General features: G+C 39.6%; 14 protein-coding genes. 6 read left to right on the plus strand and 8 right to left on the minus strand.

Going from position 1 to position 19,842, the window contains the following annotated elements; translation table 11 throughout:
- Nucleotides 1–12 precede the first annotated feature (12 nt).
- From I6F43_RS00245 to I6F43_RS00255, 3 genes are all read right to left on the minus strand, one after another.
- Nucleotides 13–747, minus strand: a complete 735-nt coding sequence (locus I6F43_RS00245; RefSeq protein WP_197100391.1) for a 5-oxoprolinase subunit PxpA — start codon at nucleotides 745–747, stop codon at nucleotides 13–15.
- Nucleotide 748: 1 nt separating this feature from the next.
- The gene (locus I6F43_RS00250; protein WP_197100392.1) at nucleotides 749–2,560 is read right to left on the minus strand and encodes a glycoside hydrolase family 3 protein; all 1,812 of its coding nucleotides are present in this window, start codon (nucleotides 2,558–2,560) and stop codon (nucleotides 749–751) included.
- A gap of 812 nt (nucleotides 2,561–3,372) precedes the next feature.
- Nucleotides 3,373–3,897 (minus strand): hypothetical protein, encoded by a 525-nt coding sequence (locus tag I6F43_RS00255; protein ID WP_197100393.1) that lies wholly within the window; start codon nucleotides 3,895–3,897, stop codon nucleotides 3,373–3,375.
- A gap of 149 nt (nucleotides 3,898–4,046) precedes the next feature.
- Here I6F43_RS00255 and I6F43_RS00260 point away from each other — a divergent pair, with 149 nt between their 5' ends.
- Together I6F43_RS00260 and I6F43_RS00265 are read left to right on the plus strand one after the other, a co-directional pair.
- Nucleotides 4,047–8,069 (plus strand): rhombosortase-dependent M36 family metallopeptidase, encoded by a 4,023-nt coding sequence (locus I6F43_RS00260; RefSeq protein WP_197100394.1) that lies wholly within the window; start codon nucleotides 4,047–4,049, stop codon nucleotides 8,067–8,069.
- A gap of 458 nt (nucleotides 8,070–8,527) precedes the next feature.
- Nucleotides 8,528–10,051, plus strand: coding sequence for a sensor domain-containing diguanylate cyclase (locus I6F43_RS00265; RefSeq protein WP_197100396.1), 1,524 nt, complete (start codon nucleotides 8,528–8,530; stop codon nucleotides 10,049–10,051).
- Nucleotides 10,052–10,633: 582 nt separating this feature from the next.
- Here the strand turns inward: I6F43_RS00265 and I6F43_RS00270 are convergent.
- Entirely contained in the window at nucleotides 10,634–12,715 is a 2,082-nt protein-coding gene (locus tag I6F43_RS00270; protein ID WP_197100398.1) for a TonB-dependent hemoglobin/transferrin/lactoferrin family receptor, read from the minus strand.
- A 140-nt stretch (nucleotides 12,716–12,855) separates the two neighbouring features.
- Between I6F43_RS00270 and I6F43_RS00275 the strand changes: the two genes are divergently transcribed.
- From I6F43_RS00275 to I6F43_RS00290, 4 genes are read left to right on the plus strand one after another with little or no spacing between them, the layout of a single operon-like run.
- Complete coding sequence (locus I6F43_RS00275) at nucleotides 12,856–13,665, plus strand: heme/hemin ABC transporter substrate-binding protein (RefSeq protein ID WP_197100400.1); 810 nt, start codon at nucleotides 12,856–12,858, stop codon at nucleotides 13,663–13,665.
- Nucleotides 13,662–14,714 (plus strand): FecCD family ABC transporter permease, encoded by a 1,053-nt coding sequence (locus I6F43_RS00280; RefSeq protein WP_197100402.1) that lies wholly within the window; start codon nucleotides 13,662–13,664, stop codon nucleotides 14,712–14,714. Before I6F43_RS00275 ends, I6F43_RS00280 begins: the two co-directional genes overlap by 4 nt.
- A complete protein-coding gene (locus I6F43_RS00285; RefSeq protein WP_182694848.1) occupies nucleotides 14,711–15,499 on the plus strand; it encodes a heme ABC transporter ATP-binding protein in 789 nt (262 codons plus the stop codon). Before I6F43_RS00280 ends, I6F43_RS00285 begins: the two co-directional genes overlap by 4 nt.
- On the plus strand, nucleotides 15,496–16,215 hold the full coding sequence (locus I6F43_RS00290; RefSeq protein WP_197100404.1) for a HugZ family pyridoxamine 5'-phosphate oxidase: 720 nt from the start codon (nucleotides 15,496–15,498) through the stop codon (nucleotides 16,213–16,215). The genes I6F43_RS00285 and I6F43_RS00290 overlap by 4 nt, the downstream gene beginning before the upstream one ends.
- 66 nt (nucleotides 16,216–16,281) lie before the next feature.
- Here I6F43_RS00290 and I6F43_RS00295 read toward each other — a convergent pair whose 3' ends face one another.
- From I6F43_RS00295 to I6F43_RS00310, 4 genes are all read right to left on the minus strand, one after another.
- Nucleotides 16,282–17,214, minus strand: coding sequence for a ChaN family lipoprotein (locus I6F43_RS00295; protein ID WP_197100406.1), 933 nt, complete (start codon nucleotides 17,212–17,214; stop codon nucleotides 16,282–16,284).
- A 321-nt stretch (nucleotides 17,215–17,535) separates the two neighbouring features.
- A complete protein-coding gene (locus I6F43_RS00300; protein WP_197100408.1) occupies nucleotides 17,536–18,285 on the minus strand; it encodes an RES family NAD+ phosphorylase in 750 nt (249 codons plus the stop codon).
- 171 nt (nucleotides 18,286–18,456) lie between these two features.
- Nucleotides 18,457–18,681: a hypothetical protein gene (locus tag I6F43_RS00305; protein ID WP_197100409.1), complete on the minus strand. Its 225-nt coding sequence runs from the start codon at nucleotides 18,679–18,681 to the stop codon at nucleotides 18,457–18,459.
- Between the two features lie 568 nt (nucleotides 18,682–19,249).
- The gene (locus tag I6F43_RS00310) at nucleotides 19,250–19,750 is read right to left on the minus strand and encodes a lactoylglutathione lyase family protein (RefSeq protein WP_002959229.1); all 501 of its coding nucleotides are present in this window, start codon (nucleotides 19,748–19,750) and stop codon (nucleotides 19,250–19,252) included.
- Nucleotides 19,751–19,842 lie beyond the last annotated feature (92 nt).

Consider the following 19,842-nt stretch of genomic DNA (forward strand, 5'->3'; position numbering starts at 1 on the left):
TTGTGTAAAAGTTTAGTTAGCTGAGTTACACAGGGCTTTTATATCTTTTATAAGCGCTATGCCATTAGCATTGTCGCCATGTACGCATAAGCTATGGGCTTTGAGCGTTAGTTTTTTTCCAGTTCGTGTTGTCACGCTGCCATCGGATAAAAGCTGAGTTACTTGTTTTAGTAATGCCGCTTTGTTGTGAACGCTACCCTCAAGTGTTCGTGACACTAAATGCCCGTCGTCGGTGTACTGTCTGTCGGCAAATGCCTCGAGTATTAGATCAACTCCTGAGCTTTTAGCTATTTGAATGTGCTTATTGGCATTTTTAGTCGCTAAGACCATTAGTTTCAAATCTATTGGGTAGCTAGCAATTGCATTTATAACGGTTTGTAATATTTGCTCATCAGCCATCATGTCGTTATAAAGTGCGCCATGCGGTTTAACATAGCTAAGTGTTAAACCTTGTACTTTTGCCATGCCCTCAATAGCGGCTATTTGATAATGCAGGCAATTTGTAAGCTCTTTTTCGCTAAGTACCATTGAGCGCCTACCAAAGCCTTGCTTATCTGGGTAGCTTGGGTGAGCACCAATTTGTACGTTATGTTGCTTGGCAAGAGTGAGCGTGCTTGCCATTACATCGGCATCACCTGCATGAAACCCACACGCAATATTGGCCATATCAATATGTGGCATAACGTCATCGTCTAGCCCCATTTTCCACGCGCCAAAGCTTTCGCCTAAATCACAATTGAGTTTCATATTAGTGCGCCTTTTGCGGTTTTATTGTGACAGGTAATACGCCGTTAGCCGGTGCTTCTCCTAGTAACACTTTTGCAAGTGCGGTAAAAGCAGGACCAGATACAATATCATTTTTATCTACATCAATATTATATGCGTAAGATGCAAGTACAGCATTTGCATAATCGCCAAATTTAGCAATGTCGTAAGGTGCTCTTAGGCTTATAAAAACAGTGCTTTTGTTTTCTTCTTTTGCCACTTTTAATAATGACTCAAGTGCTTTTGGTTGCTCTGCATTATTAAGTGCAAAATTAGGATCGTCTTTTAAATCATCCATACCGCCAATTTCGACCGCACTTTGATTAGGCGTTGCATTGCCGGCTATAACTACATCAGCAGCGTGTATTTGTGTTTTAGCTTGTGCAGGATTAAACCCTTGTAGGCTGCTACAGCTATAGTTTAGTTTTTGCTGGCTGGTAGCTTCAATCGCTTGCTGCATTGCCATACATTTACGCGTGTCGGGCATAATAATATGAACATTACTTCCTGCTTTTAAATTAAGTGGCAAAGTACTGTTATTATTTCTAACCTGCGTTATTGCCTCTACAGCAAGCTGCGCTTCTATTTCGCGATGTGCTGCACTGCCGATTGTTTGCTTTGCATTTATGAGCGCGGTAATAGGGTCAAAATTAGTGCTTAATCTAAATTTATTTTTAAGCGTAATTATACGCATCGCTGATTGTGCTATTTCTTGCTCATCAAGTTGGTTTGATTTAACCGCTGCAACAAGCTCTTTAATAAGGTCATCGAGCTTGTTTAAATCATCCGGTGTTCTAATTTCAACGGGCATTAGGGCAATGTCAGCCCCAGCCGCAAACGTATTTATTACCGCTTGAGTTGGTGTAAAGAAATTACTAATGCCAGCCATATCAAGCGCATCAGTTACTACAACACCTTGGTAATTAAGCTCACCACGTAAAATATCAGTAATGATTGCGCGCGACATTGTTGCCGGTTTTATCATGGTTTTGCCATTAACACTTATAAACGTTGTACTATCGAGCGCTGGGTATTGAATATGCGCCGTCATTATCATGCCTGGGTTTTGCTTGGCGATAATGTGTTTAAAAGGTGCTAGGTCTTGCTCGTAAATAACTTCTTTTGCATGGTTTACTTTAGGCAAACCTGTATGGCTATCTACGTTTGTATCGCCGTGGCCCGGGAAGTGCTTTAACGAGGTAATAACACCGTTGTTCTCAAATCCTGCTACCTGTGCGGCGCCTAATTTACTCACTAATGCAGGGTTTTCACCAAACGAGCGTACATTAATAACAGGGTTATCGGGGTTCATGTTTACATCAACCGTAGGCGCGTAGTTTATATTTATACCCAGCGAATTTAGCTCTTTAGCTATAATAGTTGCTGTTTTTGTCGCAAAGCTCGTACCGTGTTTTTTGTAGGTTGCGCCAATCGACATATTACCGGTAAATGATGTAGCAACATCGCGTGGAAAACGCGCTACACGTCCGCCTTCTTGATCTATTGATATAAATAGCGGCAGCTTACTACTGGATTTACTTGCAGCTGTTTGCAATTGGCTATTAAGCGTAATTGTTTGCTCTATCGATTGGGTATTTTCAGAAAATAAAATAACCCCACCAATATCGTATTTAGCAATAGCGGTAGCGAGCTCATTAGGTAACTCGGTCATTGGAGTTCGGCATTTATTACTTGCTCCTTGCTGGCAAAAGTAGCGAAAGTCGAGTATTAACTTTTGCCCAAGTTGTTGTTCAAGAGAAAGCACGGGTTTAGCAAGCGAGGATTGTAATGGCATTAAACACCCAGATAAAAAAACGATAGACGGTACAATACACTTATTTAGCAAAACACACTCCAAGGCTAAAAAGTAGATAAATGTATGCAGCTTAACTACTTTTTAAAGTAACTGCAAAAGAAGGTTTTCTTTACAAAAACCATTAACGTATTGTAAAAATTGAAGATAAATTATAGTTTTGAACTTAGTGAAAAGTTATATTTTTTCTGGCTTTATTGATATTAGGTAATAAATTTTTAATAGGATGTAATTGCAGGCTTTATACTCAATTATAGGTGCAAGTATTGAATGCCTCATACTTAGGATGGCATTCATTTTCGAAAGAATTATTAATAGCCTTAATCTTCGATTTCTTATTTTTCATTTAACGATTACAGCCTTTATTAGTACTTTAGTAAGTCGCTTTTATTCTACCTACCAAGCACAAAAGGAGCAGTTAAAAACGTACACTAAAAATAACTATGCCTGCGCTAATAAACTAGCATCAACAACTTATACTCTTTAGAATCAGCAATGCAATAACCTGCCTATTCAACTAAAAATCATCTTGAAAAGACAATATTGTGGCGCATTTAGGTAGAGAAGAATTTGTATTTTTTTACCTAATAAGAACAGCAAAGTGCGCAAAATAGCAGAGCGATTACGTCAAACCGTTGAGTCTATAAATACGTAAACTATTGTATTTATAATAATTGCTCTTGGCATTGCAACTTGGTCTGAGCATAGTAACGAAATAGACCAAGTTTACAAATGTGCTGACAAAGTACTTTACCATGTTAATAATATGGTAGTGATAAGTGCATTGTTGCTGATTAAAAATGTGTTTCGATAGGTGAGTAATCAATTGCAACTTCTACATTGCTCACTGAGCTATAGTTGTTTAGATCTTTAGATAATCCTGCAATATCAACATCCTTTTCAACAAGTAATGTGTAATTGTGAGCTGTCGACTTAACTAACTCATAATTATTTTTTAACTCATCAGGCAAAGAATCGGTATTTAATGTAATGGTAAGAGTACCTGTTACTACACCTTTTTGCTTTAAGTTCTGATTATAAATAACGTCGCCTTTAAATAACTGCTCAGAGTTAAAAATAAGCTTATCACCAGATGAATTTATGCTTTTAGATGCTTTTTTCATAATACCTTGACCGCTTTCTTTTTTAGGGAAAATAGTGTCAGTTTTCTGGTTCTTAGATGGTTCTTTTATAATGATTTCTGCTGTTTTAGGTAGCGCCTGAGAGTTGTTAACCTCTGTTTTTTCACTGTTATTACATGCAGATAGTAATAAAGCTGCAATTATTGGCACTGAACTTGTAAAAATTATTTTTTGCATTCGTTTACCTTTGTTTACTTTTCTCTAAATTTAAAGCTATTCAGCTTCATTCAAGTATGTATATTAACAACTTAACTATGCGTTTACATAAAATAATCAATTAAAAAACATTAAGTGTTTTAATATAATAAATACAAACAGGTGGATACATGTCTCAATTTAAATTAACAACTATTGCCATGGTTGTAGCATCAACATTAGCAGCAGGTGAGCTAACCGCCGCTGAACAAACTCGATTTTATGATGTAAGTGCTACAAATGCAGTTACTCAGGGTACTTCTTTAGCTGCTGTTCAGCAGAGAACCTTAGCCGAACGCGCCACTGTATCGGGTCAAAAATCTATTTACGATGCACAAATGGGTAAAGCAACATTTTTATGGCAAGCAATAGGTCAGCGTAAGCCTGACATGGCTTTAATCGCAGCTGATAACCGTAATCAATATGCTGCTGACTTTTATATTGAAACTTTAACAGGTATTAGTAATCGTAAAACAACAGCATCTTCTGCTGTTATGGTTGATTTATCAGAGCAAAAACGTGGTTCTATTAGTGCTAAATATAAACAACAAGTAAACGGTGTAGAAGTTTTTAACCGCGAATACAACTTGTTAATGGATAAAGAGTACAACCTAGTAGCAAGCTCGGGTTATTTTGCTGATACGTCGTCATCTAAAAATAAACTTGCTGCATTAACGGGTTTTGTAAGCTCTGAGCAAAGTATAAAAAAAGCATTTAGTGAATTAGCAAATATTGATGTCTCACTTCGTAAAATTGGTAATGAAGGTGGATATGCAAAGTATGAGGCTAAATCATTAGATGACTCTAAGATTGTTTTAGGTACACCACGTGCAAAAGAAGTGTTTTTTGAAGTTGCAGGCGAGCTTAAATCTGCTTACTACATTGAAGTAGAAGTAGCAGAAGTTGGCTCTTTAGAAAGTGACTACTTTAGTTATGTAGTAGATTCGAATAACAGCAAAGTATATTTTGCGAAAGATTTGAAATCTCATGCAGCTGACTTTAATTACCGTGTTTACGCTAACCAAGATGGCTACCCAATGGAAAGCCCGCACGGTGACGTAATTCCTGCAGATGGCCCAGGGCAAGTAGACGAGACTGAGATTTTAGACGCGCCAATGGTATCTCTATCTTACTACAGTAAACTAAGCACAATGGACCCATGGTTAGCTGATGATGCAACGACAACATCAGGTAATAACGTATTTGCTTACGCAGATGTGGTTGCACCTCAAGATTTTAGTGAAGGTGACTTTACTGCTGAAACAACAGCAGACTTCACATTTGACTACCCTTATCAAGTAGATGAAGTTGCAAATAGCTACGCAAACCGTAAAGCGGCTATTGTTAACTTGTTTTATATGAATAACTTTTTACATGATTTTTTCTATGATCATGGTTTTGATGAAACGTCAAATGTAGCTCAAGTATCTAACTTTGGTCGTGGCGGCGTAGAAGGTGACCCGATTGAAGCACAAGCTCAAGATAACTCAGGTCGTAATAACGCAAATATGTCTACGCCAGCTGATGGTGCTAGCCCACGTATGCAAATGTACTTGTACAACAGTAAAGATGCCGTTGTTGGTGTAGATTTTGGTATTACTGTAACTTCACATGACTCTTTAGGCCTTTTAGCTTCAACAAAAGAATCTGGCTTTGGTAAATACCAATTCAGTGATGTGGCTGCAGAAGTTGTTCGTTTAGATGATGGAAATACAGTAGATTCAACAAGCGTGAATGATGGTTGTGAGCCTGCTATAAATGCAGCTGAACTAGCGGGTAAAATTGCAATTGTAGACCGTGGCTCATGCTCATTTACAATTAAAGTAAAAAATGCACAAGATGCAGGTGCGATAGCAACTATCGTTGTTAATAATGACCCAGATACGGCAGAACCGGCACCAATGGGCGGTGAAGACGATACTGTAACCATTCCAAATATGGGTTTAAATTACGCTGATGGTCATGCAATGTATGACCTAATTGATGCTCGTGAAGTTGTTACTGTTAACATGTTTACCAAAGCAACATTAAAAGATGGTACGTTTGATAATGGTATTATTGCTCATGAATGGGGTCACTACATTAGTAACCGCTTAGTCGGTAATTCATCAGGCCTTATTAACTTCCAAGGCCGCGCAATGGGCGAAGGCTGGGGCGATTTCCACTCATTAATGTTTATCGCTAAAGAAAGCGATATAAATATCACAGGTAACGATAAGTTCCAAAAAGCATATGGTAGCGGCACATTTGTAGAAGACTTCTACTTCGGTATTCGTCGTCTTCCTTATTCAACTGATACAGATGTAAATGCATTATCGTTCCGACATATTACTGAAAATGCTGGTGCTGATATTGGTATTTCACCAACAAGCGTGGCTTCTCCTCATGCTGCCGGCGAAATTTGGGCAACTGTATTATGGGAAAACTACGTAACGCTTATTAACGAGCATGGCTTTAATGAAGCACAAACTCGAATGGCAGATTACTTAGTTGCAGGTTACAAATTAACACCTATAGCACCAACCTACACTGAAGCACGTGATGCTATTTTAGCTGCTGCCTATGCAGTAGACCCTGCTGATTACAAGTTAATGGTAGGCGCATTTGCTAAACGTGGTATGGGTCTTGGCGCAGTATCGCCAGATCGTTTCAGTGAAGACCTTACTGGTGTAGTTGAATCAGATAAAACACAGCTTTCTAGCTATGCTTTTGCAAGTGCTGACTTAAACAACATGTACAATGGTACAGAGCTTGGTTTTTGTACTAACGACAATATTTTAGATAAAGGCGAAACGAGTACGGTTAGCGTAACAATTACTAACCGTGGTAGTGAAGTACTTAGTGGTACAACAGCACAACTGACAGTTATAAGCGATCATGATGTAACATTTGAAAATGATGGCCTACTTACTTTTGGTGAAGTTCAACCGTACGAAGCAATAACAAGTAACGATATTAAAGTTACTTTGAACGAAGCGGGTACAGCTGAAACACTAGAAATTGAAGTCACATTCCCTGAAATTGAAACGGATGATGATATCGTTGAAGCGCTTGATCAAACACTTACGTTTGAAGTAAATATGGGCTTTAAATCAGAAACGCCTGTTGGAGCTGTAGTTTCAGATGATATGGAAGTAGCAAGTTCATCACTATTAGATTTAAAAGAAAACGTAATGTTTGGTGGTGATTTAGCTGCTGGCACTCAAGTAATGGATAATAGTAGTAATATTGCATTCTTTGAACAAGGTGGCTTTGGGCTAGGCACACAAGCAATGCGCCTTGTAAATAATGGCTTCCAATCGGATGTAGCAGTAGAGAGCAAGTCATTCGAAGTCGGTTACTCTGGCGACTTTGAAATTTCATTCTGGCATTTCTATAGTATCGAGGAAAACTGGGATGGTGGTGTTGTAGAAGTTAGTGTTAATGGTGGTGACTGGGTTGATGCTACTGAAATTGGCGGCACATTTGATGTTGGCTATGACGCTGTTCTAATCGAAAACGATTCTCAAGAGCTTCAAGAACGTGAAACATACACAGGTAATAACGTACAAGATAGTGGCGCGTATGGTAATTATGAAACTATCAACTTTGGTGATGCTCTAAACGGCAACTTAGTAAAGGTACGCTTTAGAATTTCATCAGATGGCGCAGTAAGTGATTTAGGTTGGTGGATTGATAACCTAACTATGTCTAACGTTTTATCTCCTGTATTTTCAGAACTTGTAGCGGGTGATTCACTAGCATGTGATAACGCAGCTCCACTTGTTTTAGTCGAAAGTGCATCAGCGGAAATTACTGAATCTGCTACAGGAACAATTACAGCAACAGCGTCAGATCGCAATGGTCAAACACTAACCTATGCTTGGACTCAGGTTAGCGGTAGTGATGCTACGCTCACTGGTACTGATACAGCAACTTTGAGCTTCACACCTGCAGCTATTACTGCAGATGAAGAGCTTGTTTTTGAAGTTGCCGTAAGTGATGGTGTAACAACTGTGACTCAACAAAGTACTGTAATGGTAAAAAATGAAGCGGTAGCAACAGTGCCTGTAACAGAAGCAAAATCTAGCGGTGGTGGTAGTTTTGGCTTTATAGCTTTATTACTTACTCCATTAGTATGGTTTAATAGACGTCGTAAAAACGTTAGTAAATAAGTTTAAATAACATCCCGTCGTCTCTAAACACATGACGGCTTTAATGAAAGGCCAGTAGCTTTTGCTTCTGGCCTTTTTTATATACTTAGTGTGATGTTTTTAGTCCTGACCTCATATTAACTTTTTGATGGCCATACACTTTGACTTATCTATTAGTTATATTGCCTTTTTATACGACATCAACAACTTATATCTTAAAGCTTAATAAACAACCTCGGTGCGTTCACTTAGTTGGCTAGAGTTTTACTGATTAAAGGATAAAAATGGCAATGCTGGAATATATTACTTATCTCGCCATACCCTAACGCATAGTCGCTAAATTGAACAAACCAACTTAATTAAAAACACTTAAACGGGTATAATACCTAACTTCGTATAATACGCGCTGAATTTGAGTGCTTTGGAATGCAGCTTTGCTATATAAATTACTACCCGCTTTAAATTTAAGATTTCTTATATTGCTACTCGCATTCTCTGCAGCACTGAGCACATTGGTAGGGAGTTTTTATTCTACCTATCAGGTTCAAAAAGAGCAGTTAACATCATATACGCTAAAAAGTAATTTAGCCTATGCACAAAAATTAGCCTCCGCAACTGATAACTTTTTAAAGTCTGCGCTTCAGCAGCTTGAATACTCAGCTAAAATTATTGAGCAATCACCAAATAACTCCAAATTATTAAACGATGAAGCCATTCGTTTAAATCATCAAACGGATAGCTTTAACTCTGTTGTGATTAATTTACATGGCGTAGTTGCAGCGACGTCGCCTCACTTTGAAAGTTTAATAGGCCAAAAAATACAGTCTCCAGGAGCAATAGAAGCACTAAAAGAAAAACGCCCATTAATTAGTGAGCCTTATTTATCGGCAGCTGATAATTTAATTGTTTTTATATCGCACCCGCTATTTGATTCTGAAGATAAGTATTTAGGTTATATTGGGGGCTCTCTTTATTTAAAAGAGAAAAATATTTTAAATGAGCTTTTAGAACAACATTACTACAAAGGTGGTTCGTACCTTTATGTTGTTAGCTCAAATAAGCGCATTTTATATCACCCAGAACCTGCCAGAATCGGCAACGTTATTGCTAACAATGCTGTGATTGACGCTGTTATAGGTGGCGAAATAGGCACTTCAACGGTTATTAATAGCTTAAATAAGCCGATGCTCGCAGGCTACGCACCCATTACTTTATCTAAATGGGGAATAGTGGCGCAAAGACCATTAGAATCAACGCTCTCTTCGCTAGATACATTAACTATTGAAGTCATTGAACAAACAATACCTATGGCATTAGTCACATTTATTTTTATTGGTTTATTTGCACATTTTATAGCAAGGCCGCTAAAGCGATTAGCCGATAACGCAAATACACTCGATGATCCAAAAAGCTTAGAAAAACTTAAAAGCGTGAAGTCGTGGTATTTTGAAAGTCAAAAACTGAAGTTAGCGATGTTAAGAGAGGTTACTTTATTACAAGCACAAATAGGTGTGCTACGCCATGACTCACAAACAGATCCCTTAACAGATACGCACAACAGAAGAAGCTTAAACGGCCTACTTAACCAGCTTATGCTTAAGCAAACCCCATTCGCTATATTAGAAATTGATATCGACTTTTTTAAACGTGTTAACGATACTTTTGGACATGATAAAGGCGACGAAACTTTAGTTTCGCTAACAAATATAATTAAAAAACTATCAAGAAGAGACGACATAGTATCAAGAATCGGCGGTGAAGAATTTGTTCTTGTGCTACCAAATGAAAACAGCCAAAGTGCCTATAAAATAGCAGAGCGTTTACGTAAAACAGTAGAATCGACAGAAATAAACACCATAGGAACAATCACTATTTCTATAGGTATTGCAACCTGGCCTGAGCATAGTACTGATATTGCCCAAGTATATAAATGTGCCGATAAGGCGCTATACCAGGCTAAAGAGCATGGTCGTAACCGATGCGTAGTAGCCGATATTAGCTAACCACAGCTTTGTTAAGTAATACTCTGTATTACCTTAAATTGATAAATACTTTACACAGAGTGCATGAGTTTATTAAGCCAGCCATCTGCTTTTGATGGCTTGTAAATCATTACTATGCCTTTGCTATAGTGACTGTTAACCCCCTTTACAGTTATTTTTGTAAGCCCTAAATCGTCAATCACAAAATTTTTTAAATACGCTAATGCCAAAGCAGTTTTACTACCAAACTAACCTTTTAAAATCCGTTATATGTTGAAAAGCTAACGACAAATAAAACACAAAAAATGCATTTTCATTAGTAAAACTAACGCAGCAACAAGGCTTGGTAATTCATAAAATACAAAGTAATCGTTAAGCTTAGTGCCGCTTACTAGGGGGAAGTATAACGGGGAATTAGAGTGCGACAGCGCAATAAATACAACGCTTGCAAGTAAACTAACGGCATGTTTTAAAAACGCCCCCAGCTATTTAAAAAACCTTTACCTGAATATACTCACCATTAAGTAATTTGACTTGAGTAAATATGTGGCAGGCAAACGCTGCATACCCATGCAGCGTTTATTGCCATTTGTTTAGCCCTAATTAAAACTGATAGCTAACCCTTGCTGAAAAGTTACGCCCAGGTTGGGTGTATTGGCTAAAATCAGCACTTTGCGATTGACCTGCAATCAACTCAAAAGGTACATATTCTTTATCGAGCAAGTTAAGTACACCTACATTTAGCTGCCACGCTTGCCATTCGTAGTTTGCGTATAAATCAACAACGCCGTAGCCATGCCCTTGCGTAGTTTTATCATCGTTTGCATCAAGTACTACATCCGATTGCGATTTAGCTAAACGCAACGCAGCGGTCCAGTTAATATTACCCAGCTCTGTACTTAACAATATTGAGCCATTTAACGGGCTAATACTGGTAAGTGGCTGATCGGTTTCTTTGTTTTCACCATCAACATAGGCTACGTTTGCCTCAAGTAGTATATTTTCAGCGACATACATGGCAATTCCGGCTTCTACACCGCTTATTTGTGTTTCGCTAATATTTTGATATTGATACAAAGTTTTGTTTACGCCAGGAATGTACGTTGGCTCAACACCCACTACGGCGGTTTCAATAAAATCATCGAATGCTGCATAAAAAGCACTTAAGTTTACGCTAATATCGCTGCTGGCGTATCTTAGCCCAAGCTCAAACGAATCACTGCTTTCAGGGTCTAAATCGGCGTTTGGTAATATTTGATAAAACGGCTCAACACCGTGGCTTTGATAGGCTTGGTCGTGTGGTGGTATTTTAAAGCCTCGTACGTATTGCCCGTACAACGATAAGTTATCATCCACTTGGTATATAACACCTAGCTTAGGCGAAAAAGCAGACTCGGTAATATCGTCAAGCTGCGCATCAGCGTATAGCTCATCATTTTTAGCTTCAAGGGTGTAGTAATCATATCGCACGCCCGCAATAACCGACCATGCGCTGTTTTTAAACGAAATACTGTCTTGCACATAAGCGCCAATTAAAGAGGTGTCAGCTCCGGGAAATGCTTTTTGTTTTTGGTCTGTAAAATCAACGGTGCCATCAGCTAAAACACGCGTTTTTAAACGTGGCCGAGTGGTGTCGTATAAATCGATATCAATCCCGTATACCACTTCGTGATCGGCACTCTCTGCGTTAAATCCTTTATTAAATACCGCTTTTAAACCTAAAATATTTTGCTCAAAACGATAGTCGTTATAATCGGTGTAGGTGCTTGCGCCACTAATTGCATCGCTTTGTTGCTCGTAACTACTATAAGACACTTGCCCGTACCATTTATCAAACGCAGCTGTAGCTACTTCTGAATGATAATCTAGCGCCAGTGACCAACTAGTGTCGTCTTCCTCGGTTTCTTGAACCGCGGGGGTTATTACTTGCTCAGTCGTTTGATTAAAATAATCAAGGGTGTATTTAAGTGTGCGTTTTTCATCAAGCTGTTGCTCAAATTTAACTATTAAAGCGTCCGACTTTGCATCATAACCGGGTAAGTTTTCGTCGTAATTTTGTACTTCTTCGCTGTCGCGATGGCTATAAACTGCGCTTACTGCAAAGTCGCCTAAGTCTTTTGCACCGGTAATATCAGCAGCAATTTGGTTACTTTGACCTTGATACCCCAGTGCCATTTTTACATAGCTGCTGTTATCTTTTAGATAATCGCTTGGATCTTTCGTGGTTATAACCACAATGCCACCGAGTGCGTCAGAGCCATATAAAGACGATGCAGCACCTTTGGCTACTTCTACTTGTTTTACGCCTGCTACATCAAAGTAATTGCGGCCAACTAAATAGCCCCCTCCGCCTGCATAACCATCGTTGGTGCGTCGGCCATCTTTTATAAATACAACACGGTTACCACCAACACCACGTACAGTAAGTGTTTGCGCGCCTGCACCACTGCCTGTGGTTGCAATGCTTGAATCGTATTTAAACATGGTTTGTAAATCTACAGCTAGCTGGCGCTCTATATCTTGCTCGGTAATAACAGTAACTGAGCCTGTTACATCTTTAAGCTTTTGTTCAAAGCGCGAGCCACTCACAACAATATGATCGTCAATTATGTTTTCGGCAAATGCAGTGCCAGATCCGAGTAATAAGGTTGCTATAGCAGTAAATTTAAATGTAGAGGGGTTCACTTTAACTCCAAATGATAATAGTTATTATTTATGGCGAGGATGTTACAACTAAGTCAAATTAAGATCAATTAATTATGATAATCATTTTCATTTAGATTTAACTAGTTATAATAGCCGAAAAATAAAAGCCGGAGTTTGTAATGAAATACCTATTTATATTGTTTGCTTTAGTCGCTCAACCTGCACTTGCACAGGAGCGCGTTATTAGTGCTGGCGGCACCCTTACAGAAATAATTTATGCACTGGGCAAACAAAGTACCCTTGTAGCAGTTGATCAATCTAGTATGTACCCGCAGCAAGCTACGCAATTACCACAAGTGGGTTATTACCGCGATTTAGCGGCAGAAGGCGTGCTTTCTATGCGCCCAACCACCTTATTAGCGCTTGAAGGCGCAGGGCGAAGCCAAGCACTTAAACAAATTGAGGCAACTGGGGTTAAACTAATTCATTATAAAAAGCCCACCTCAGTTAATGAGCTACTTGAGCTAATTAAACGCCTTGGTACCGATTTAAACGCCAAGCAAGAAGCGCAATCACTTATTACGCACATTACAAACTCATTACCTGTAAAAGCAAAAGCGCAAACACACAGCGCGCTATTTTTACTCTCAGCTAATGAGCGCGGGCTTGTTGCCGCAGGGCAAGAAACCGTCCCTAATTTATTATTTAGCTATGCGGGCATTACTAATATAGGCGCTACACATTCAGGCTTTAAAGTAATTAATACCGAAGTACTTGCTGTAAATCAGCCTGACTTTTTAGTTGCGCCAAAGCATGTTGTACAAAGCATTGGCGGCAAGCAGGCTTTTTGTAAGCAACCGAACCTACGCTTATTAAAAGCTGCGCAAAGCTGTAACTTACTTGTAATGGATAGCCTGCTTTCGCTTGGTATGTCGCCACGTATTGCCACAGCAATTAATGAGCTTAACGAGTATAAAACCCGCTTATGAACACCCTAACATTGAGCCGCTTTGTGCCTATAACACTTAGCCAAACTCATAAATGGATGCTATTAGCCTCTGTTTGTATTTTTGCTTTGGCGCTACTAAGCATTGGGTACGGCCCTGCAGGATGGGATTGGCGTTTAGCTATTGCCTGGCTTGCACCCGAGTACTTTAATCAGTTTGATGCGCTGCAAATTAATGTGGTTATGCAAATACGTTTGCCACGCTTTGTGCTTGCAGTCCTTGTAGGGTTGGTGCTTGCCCAAACAGGCGCGTCAACGCAAGCGCTGTGCCGTAACCCGTTGGCCGACCCATCTATTATTGGCATTAGTGCAGGTGCGGCAATGGTTGCAGTGGCGTTTATTGCACTTAGCGCGCAGTTTAATTTTAACGCTCAGTTGTATTTACCTTATGCGTCGTTTTTAGGGGCGCTTGGTGTTACCTCGTTGGTATATTTTATTGCCAAGCAGCAGGGGCAAATTAATATCACCACACTTATATTGGTAGGAGTCGCTATTAACGCGTTAGCATTCGCTGTTATTGGGCTACTGAGTTTTTTTGCCGACGATAGCGCGCTACGATTAATAAATTATTGGACCATGGGCTCATTAGGCGGAGCAAGCTGGAGCACGATTATTCAAGCTGCGCCGTTACTGTTTATTAGCCTAGTTGGCCTGTGGCGGTTAAAAAACCCCATGAACTTACTCCTTATTGGCGAGTCACAAGCTCAGTACCTAGGAGTAGACACTAATAAACTTAAATTATATGTCATTATACTCGTTGCATTAGGGGTAGGTGCGGTTGTAGCGCTTACCGGTTTAATAGGGTTTGTTGGCTTGGTAGTCCCGCATATTGCCCGCTTAATGGTGGGGCCGCATTTACGTAATATGCTGCCGCTTTGTATGCTAATTGGCGTAGTGGTATTGCTACTTTCTGACTGGCTAGCACGCATTGTGATCATGCCATCAGAGCTACCCATTGGCGTTATTACCGCGCTATTGGGTGCGCCATTGTTTATTTATTTAATAGTGAAAAATAAGCGAGGTTGGTCATGATCACGTTTAACAACCTAAGCGTTGGCTTTGATAATCACAGCGTTTTAAACGCTATTAATGGCAGCGCTAAACAAGGGCAACTTGTAGCACTACTTGGTGAAAATGGCGCAGGTAAATCTACCTTGTTGCATACCTTAGCAGGTATGCACTCCTTTACAGGCAGTGTACTTTTTAATGCTAAGCCGCTGGCCTCTCACGCTAAAAAACGCCTTGCAACACAGCGCGCAGTCATGATGCAAGCTAACCACGTAGGGTTTGATTTTAATGTATTTGAGCTTATTGCAATGGGTCGCTATCCGTATGTAGAGTCATTAAAAATGCAAAGCGAAAAAGTACATAAATACGCCGCTATTATGGATTTAAACCAGTATTTAACTCGCCGCGTAAGTGCGCTTTCGGGCGGAGAGCAACAACGAGTGCATATGGCGCGTACTTTAGCGCAGCTCGATGCCTTTACACAATCGGCCGAGCCAAAACTAATGCTGCTCGACGAGCCTACATCAGCACTTGATATGCGCCACCAACATGCTTTGCTCAGCTGCGTTAAAACCTTTGTAGAGCAGGGCAACAGCGCCATTATTGCAATACACGATCTAAATTTGGCCAGCCTTTATGCAACCGACGCTATTTTACTGCACAACAAAAAAGTGCTGCAAAGTGGGCCTATAAACACCGTATTAACTGAACAAAACTTACAACAAATGTACGCCATGAAACTGCACGTAAATCCTCATCCTTATAACGATGCACCCATGGTTTTTTCTCAACGTCAGGAGTTTTTATGAGAGAGCAAGCATTAAACGATGCACGCACCTTGGTTTACAAAACCAATGCCGGTGTCATGTCGACTATTTCTAATAATTTACGCGGCTACCCGTTTGGCTCAGTAACCCCCTATATGTGCGACGAACAAGGCCGTGTTTACTTTTTTATTAGCGATATAGCCCAGCACACTAAAAATCTAAAGCACGACTCACGTATGAGCCTTACCGTATTTGACGCCGCCGACTACGGCGATCAAAACGAGCACGGGCGAGTAACGCTTGTAGGCGATGGCTCTGTTGTGCCAAGTGAGCAAGCACACACTTTACTTGATAACTATATTGCCCTATACCCCGAAGCCGCTAGCTATCGCAATGCGCACGACTTTCAATTATGGCAATTAGACGTAATTCGTGTGCGCTATATTGGTGGCTTTGGCAAAATATTTTGGCTTGAGCAAAACGAATGGCAGGATGAGGTAAAAAACTGGGACGAAAGCCAACAGCAAAGCATGATAAGTCACATGAACGACGACCATCAAGATGCTATGTCGCTCATATTAATGCAGCACTACAGCGTAGCTGATAACACCCCAATAATGAGCGGCTTATTACCCACTGGTTTTTATATACAAAGCCAAAAGCGTAATTACTTTATTAACTTTAATACCCAGTGCAACAGCCCGTTAGAGGTTCGTAAAGCGCTGGTTGCGCTAACCAATCAAGCCCGAAATAACTAAACTAAACACATGACGACATAGTTAACCTGAGCTCTGGTTAAGAAATTCACCAACTATGTCGTCATTTTATAAGCAAACTGTTTGCTCGCCTCGTTTAGCTAAAGCTTTAAAAGCGGCTTGCTGATGTTGTGTTTGCACATAACGAGGTGGCAAAGGGTTAACTTGCAACTGATACCCTGTTTGGTTAGCTTGCACACTTGTAACCGGCGATACCCACACAACATTTAGCTCTGGCGCTAAACGCTTAATAACGCGCGCTATACCTTCGCCATTTTTCACATGAAAATCGCCCGCTATATGCATTACCTGCGCATCTTTATGATTATTTAAATAGTTAACGATAGACTCCCCCATGGTTTCATCCCAGGTAACTTGCGCAGCATAATAATTTTCGTTTTGACTCAGCGAGCCATGGTGCATTGAGGTCATAAAACGTTGTTTATAATCACTTGCTGAGGTATCCATAGTGGCTGCAATATAGCTCTGCTGTGTTTCATCAAGCTTATTTAGGTAACTTATGCCTTGCCTGCCAATACAGGTAACTATATTTTTAGGGGCATTTGCAGCTATTACATCGCTATTGTTCGTTTTTGCCAGCTCTACCAGCGCACGGTAATCACTTTTGTAGTTAGGCCACGCTTGGGTGTTATCAATTAAGTATTGCTCACCAATTTCACCCTTAACGTACTGGTTTAAAGTATGCTGATCCGCGCGGCTAAATTGCTCAAGCGACAGGGCTGAGCGTTTATTACTTTTGCTTAATTGCTCAAATAACTCAGCCTGAAATAAATGCACGCCCGGATGTGTATGCAATTCACCCACTAAAATCACATCGGCATTTAATAACTTGGGCTCTAATAATACAGAGCTAACAGGCTTTGCCTGTGCATTATAAAGCGCAGTGTAATAAAGCGATGGGCTTTTATTAGGCACCGTGACTGTTGTGCTACAACCACTCAAACCCGTAACTAACGCCAGAGTTAACATAGACTTTTTCATACACACCTTTAAAAACCCGTTAATACAAATAATTATCAATATCATATACTTGTAATACCTATTAAGCCAGCCAAAAACAGTACAAAATAAATAAGCAAAAACGATTAAATAACTTATTGTAGAGTGCAATTGATAGACAGTTATGAGCGAGAAGCAGACGGTCGAGTAAACTCGTTTTTGGACAGAACCTTGGTAGACACTTCCCATGATTAGCCACATACGGATTACCTTTAGTATTGAAAAGTTGCTTAATCAGATGGTCAGTCATCAATGATGTAGTTTAAAAACCGTTATGTGTAACGAATCAACTTGACGTGTTGGCTATATGTAACGTTCATCATCATGGTTTTCAAATGAAAAATTAATGCTATTAACTTTAAATAGGTTGGAGCCTTTAAAGTCCACACAATCCAAATCGAATAAAGCAAGATTAAGCCCTGTACATAAAGAGCTTTTAAATGCGATTCCGTCATAACCTAAAGACTTGATTAACTCTGCAATGATTTGAGTGGGAGCATAGTCCGATTTTTGGTCACTATTAGTTACAGGCTCAGAAAAAGCTTTATCAATATGCGTCCAAACAGCTTCTATTTTCTTAGCATCATCAGGCTCTACAAAAAAAAATGATAAAGTACCATTATGATGTTTTGAAAAATCGATTATTCTAAGCTCATTTCTATTTGAAAATTTAGCGACTGAAACAGTTGAACCTAACCAAGGGCGTATTTCTGACATAGCAGTTTCTTTGTCTGACGCAACATATAAACAAGGAATTCCCTTTGGGTTGGCTCTGCCTTCAGTGGCACTACCTTTCAACGGTCTCATACGGGATTCAGGATAAGGAACAGACATATCGTCCACTTCAATATCATTATCAATAAAAGGCACGGTCTTATGTCCCATTTGCGCTCGCCATAAGGATGAATTTGGCTCAATTACCTCAACTCGACTAGCACATGTGTCTTTAATGCCTTTCAAAAAGTTCTGTGAATCACTGTCAAGAACGTATCGTGATTTGTTTTTTACTGATTGACTGAACTGCATATAGCTAGTCCATGATTTAAAACTCATAAAATTCCTTTATATATTGTTGTAAACCCCCACTTTACTAGACACAACAATGATAAGAAAAAAGTAGGTCAAATTTCCATCTACTAAGTGTGATAGATAAGTACGCTAGCTTGAAATGGGGCAAAGGTGTGTTACACATTCACATCAGCACACCTCTGAACAAACGCTACTTTAAACTGACTGCATTCCGTGATCATCGTAAGGTATTTTTGATGCGGTATCATTCCAAGCTTTTTCTAGCTCGGATAGGTCGTACTCTCCATTGTCCCAATGAGGAACCCCTTCCAAAGCCTCCATGAATCGATCTAATCTTTCACTATAATATTGCGCATTAGATAGTTCGCTATTTTTAAGTGCTATAAAATCACTGATTGTAAACGTTTTTTTGCTCGTCATGCTTTTACTTCCCAAACTAGTAAATAGGTACATTGGCTCATACTAAGTGCATTAGGTTTAATATGTCAAAATATGGTTACTAGAACAATGACAGTCAGCTACTCTGGCTCGCTTTGGGGCAGAAACGAGTTACGCTTGAATGTCCGCTTATGGCACTGAGCCGAACTTAGGCAAAGAGCGAATAGCGAATAGCGAATAGCGGACGTAATAGCATTGTCTGCTTTGTAAAAGTTTATGAAATTTGGTAGATAGCTTTCCTTCTTTCTATGGATCTGAAGGTGCCACTTTTACCTATTAGGCTACATTCATGGCTACTATCAACTATTGTAAATTTGCTTGATGCAATCCCACTCTCAAATTTTCCATCATGCTTTAATGTGAGTACAACTTTGTGTAATTAGTAAGCTATCAGTGTATGTACCTATAATTAATTAAATGAAGATATTGATTTTTATACACCCTTAAATTTGCCTAATTAGTAATCTACACGCCTATTTAAAACAAAAAGGCCGCAGTAATAAATACTGCGGCCTTTGTTTTTAGCTAAATGCTTTAAGCTAAGTGCTATTTAGTAAGCGCCTGCGCTGTAAATAAGCTCGTAGCTGTGGCTGTAAATCTCAAGGATGTTACCAAACGGGTCTTCCATGTAGATCATGCGATACGGCTTTTCACCCGGGTAGTAATAACGAGGGGCTTCCATACGTTTTTTACCGCCAGCTTCTACAATACGCTCAGCTAAACCTTCTACATCAGGGTCTTGAACACAAAAATGGAAGATGCCTGTTTTCCAATATTCAAAATTGTCTTTTGGGTTTTCTTGGTTTTTAAATTCGAAAATTTCGACACCAATACGATCCCCTGTAGATAGGTGCGCTATTTTGAATTTTTCCCACTTTTCGCCAAATACTTCTGTGCACATTTCGCCGATTGGGCTTTTGTCTTCGGTAATTAAAGTCGGTTCCATTATGGTGTACCAACCCATAACCTTAGTGTAAAACTCGACTGCTTTTTCAACGTCGGGAACCGAAATACCAATGTGCGAAAAACTACGTGGATATGTATGACTCATAATGCTTCCTCTTTAACTTGTGACTTATCTTGTGACTAGTTGATGGAGTTAGTTTACGAATCGACCAACATTAAGTAAAATTATCATTAATC

The organism is Pseudoalteromonas sp. NZS71_1, from assembly GCF_015864305.1.
In the GTDB taxonomy this organism is placed as follows: domain Bacteria; phylum Pseudomonadota; class Gammaproteobacteria; order Enterobacterales; family Alteromonadaceae; genus Pseudoalteromonas; species Pseudoalteromonas arctica.

Coding starts and splice junctions, on each gene's coding strand:
- I6F43_RS00305 (WP_197100409.1), bottom strand. CDS start 18,681: ATGACGAGCAAAAAAACGTTTACAATCAGTGATTTTATAGCACTTAAA.
- I6F43_RS00300 (WP_197100408.1), bottom strand. CDS start 18,285: ATGAGTTTTAAATCATGGACTAGCTATATGCAGTTCAGTCAATCAGTA.
- I6F43_RS00245 (WP_197100391.1), bottom strand. CDS start 747: ATGAAACTCAATTGTGATTTAGGCGAAAGCTTTGGCGCGTGGAAAATG.
- I6F43_RS00310 (WP_002959229.1), bottom strand. CDS start 19,750: ATGAGTCATACATATCCACGTAGTTTTTCGCACATTGGTATTTCGGTT.
- I6F43_RS00260 (WP_197100394.1), top strand. CDS start 4,047: ATGTCTCAATTTAAATTAACAACTATTGCCATGGTTGTAGCATCAACA.
- I6F43_RS00285 (WP_182694848.1), top strand. CDS start 14,711: ATGATCACGTTTAACAACCTAAGCGTTGGCTTTGATAATCACAGCGTT.
- I6F43_RS00280 (WP_197100402.1), top strand. CDS start 13,662: ATGAACACCCTAACATTGAGCCGCTTTGTGCCTATAACACTTAGCCAA.
- I6F43_RS00295 (WP_197100406.1), bottom strand. CDS start 17,214: ATGAAAAAGTCTATGTTAACTCTGGCGTTAGTTACGGGTTTGAGTGGT.
- I6F43_RS00290 (WP_197100404.1), top strand. CDS start 15,496: ATGAGAGAGCAAGCATTAAACGATGCACGCACCTTGGTTTACAAAACC.
- I6F43_RS00275 (WP_197100400.1), top strand. CDS start 12,856: ATGAAATACCTATTTATATTGTTTGCTTTAGTCGCTCAACCTGCACTT.
- I6F43_RS00255 (WP_197100393.1), bottom strand. CDS start 3,897: ATGCAAAAAATAATTTTTACAAGTTCAGTGCCAATAATTGCAGCTTTA.
- I6F43_RS00250 (WP_197100392.1), bottom strand. CDS start 2,560: ATGCCATTACAATCCTCGCTTGCTAAACCCGTGCTTTCTCTTGAACAA.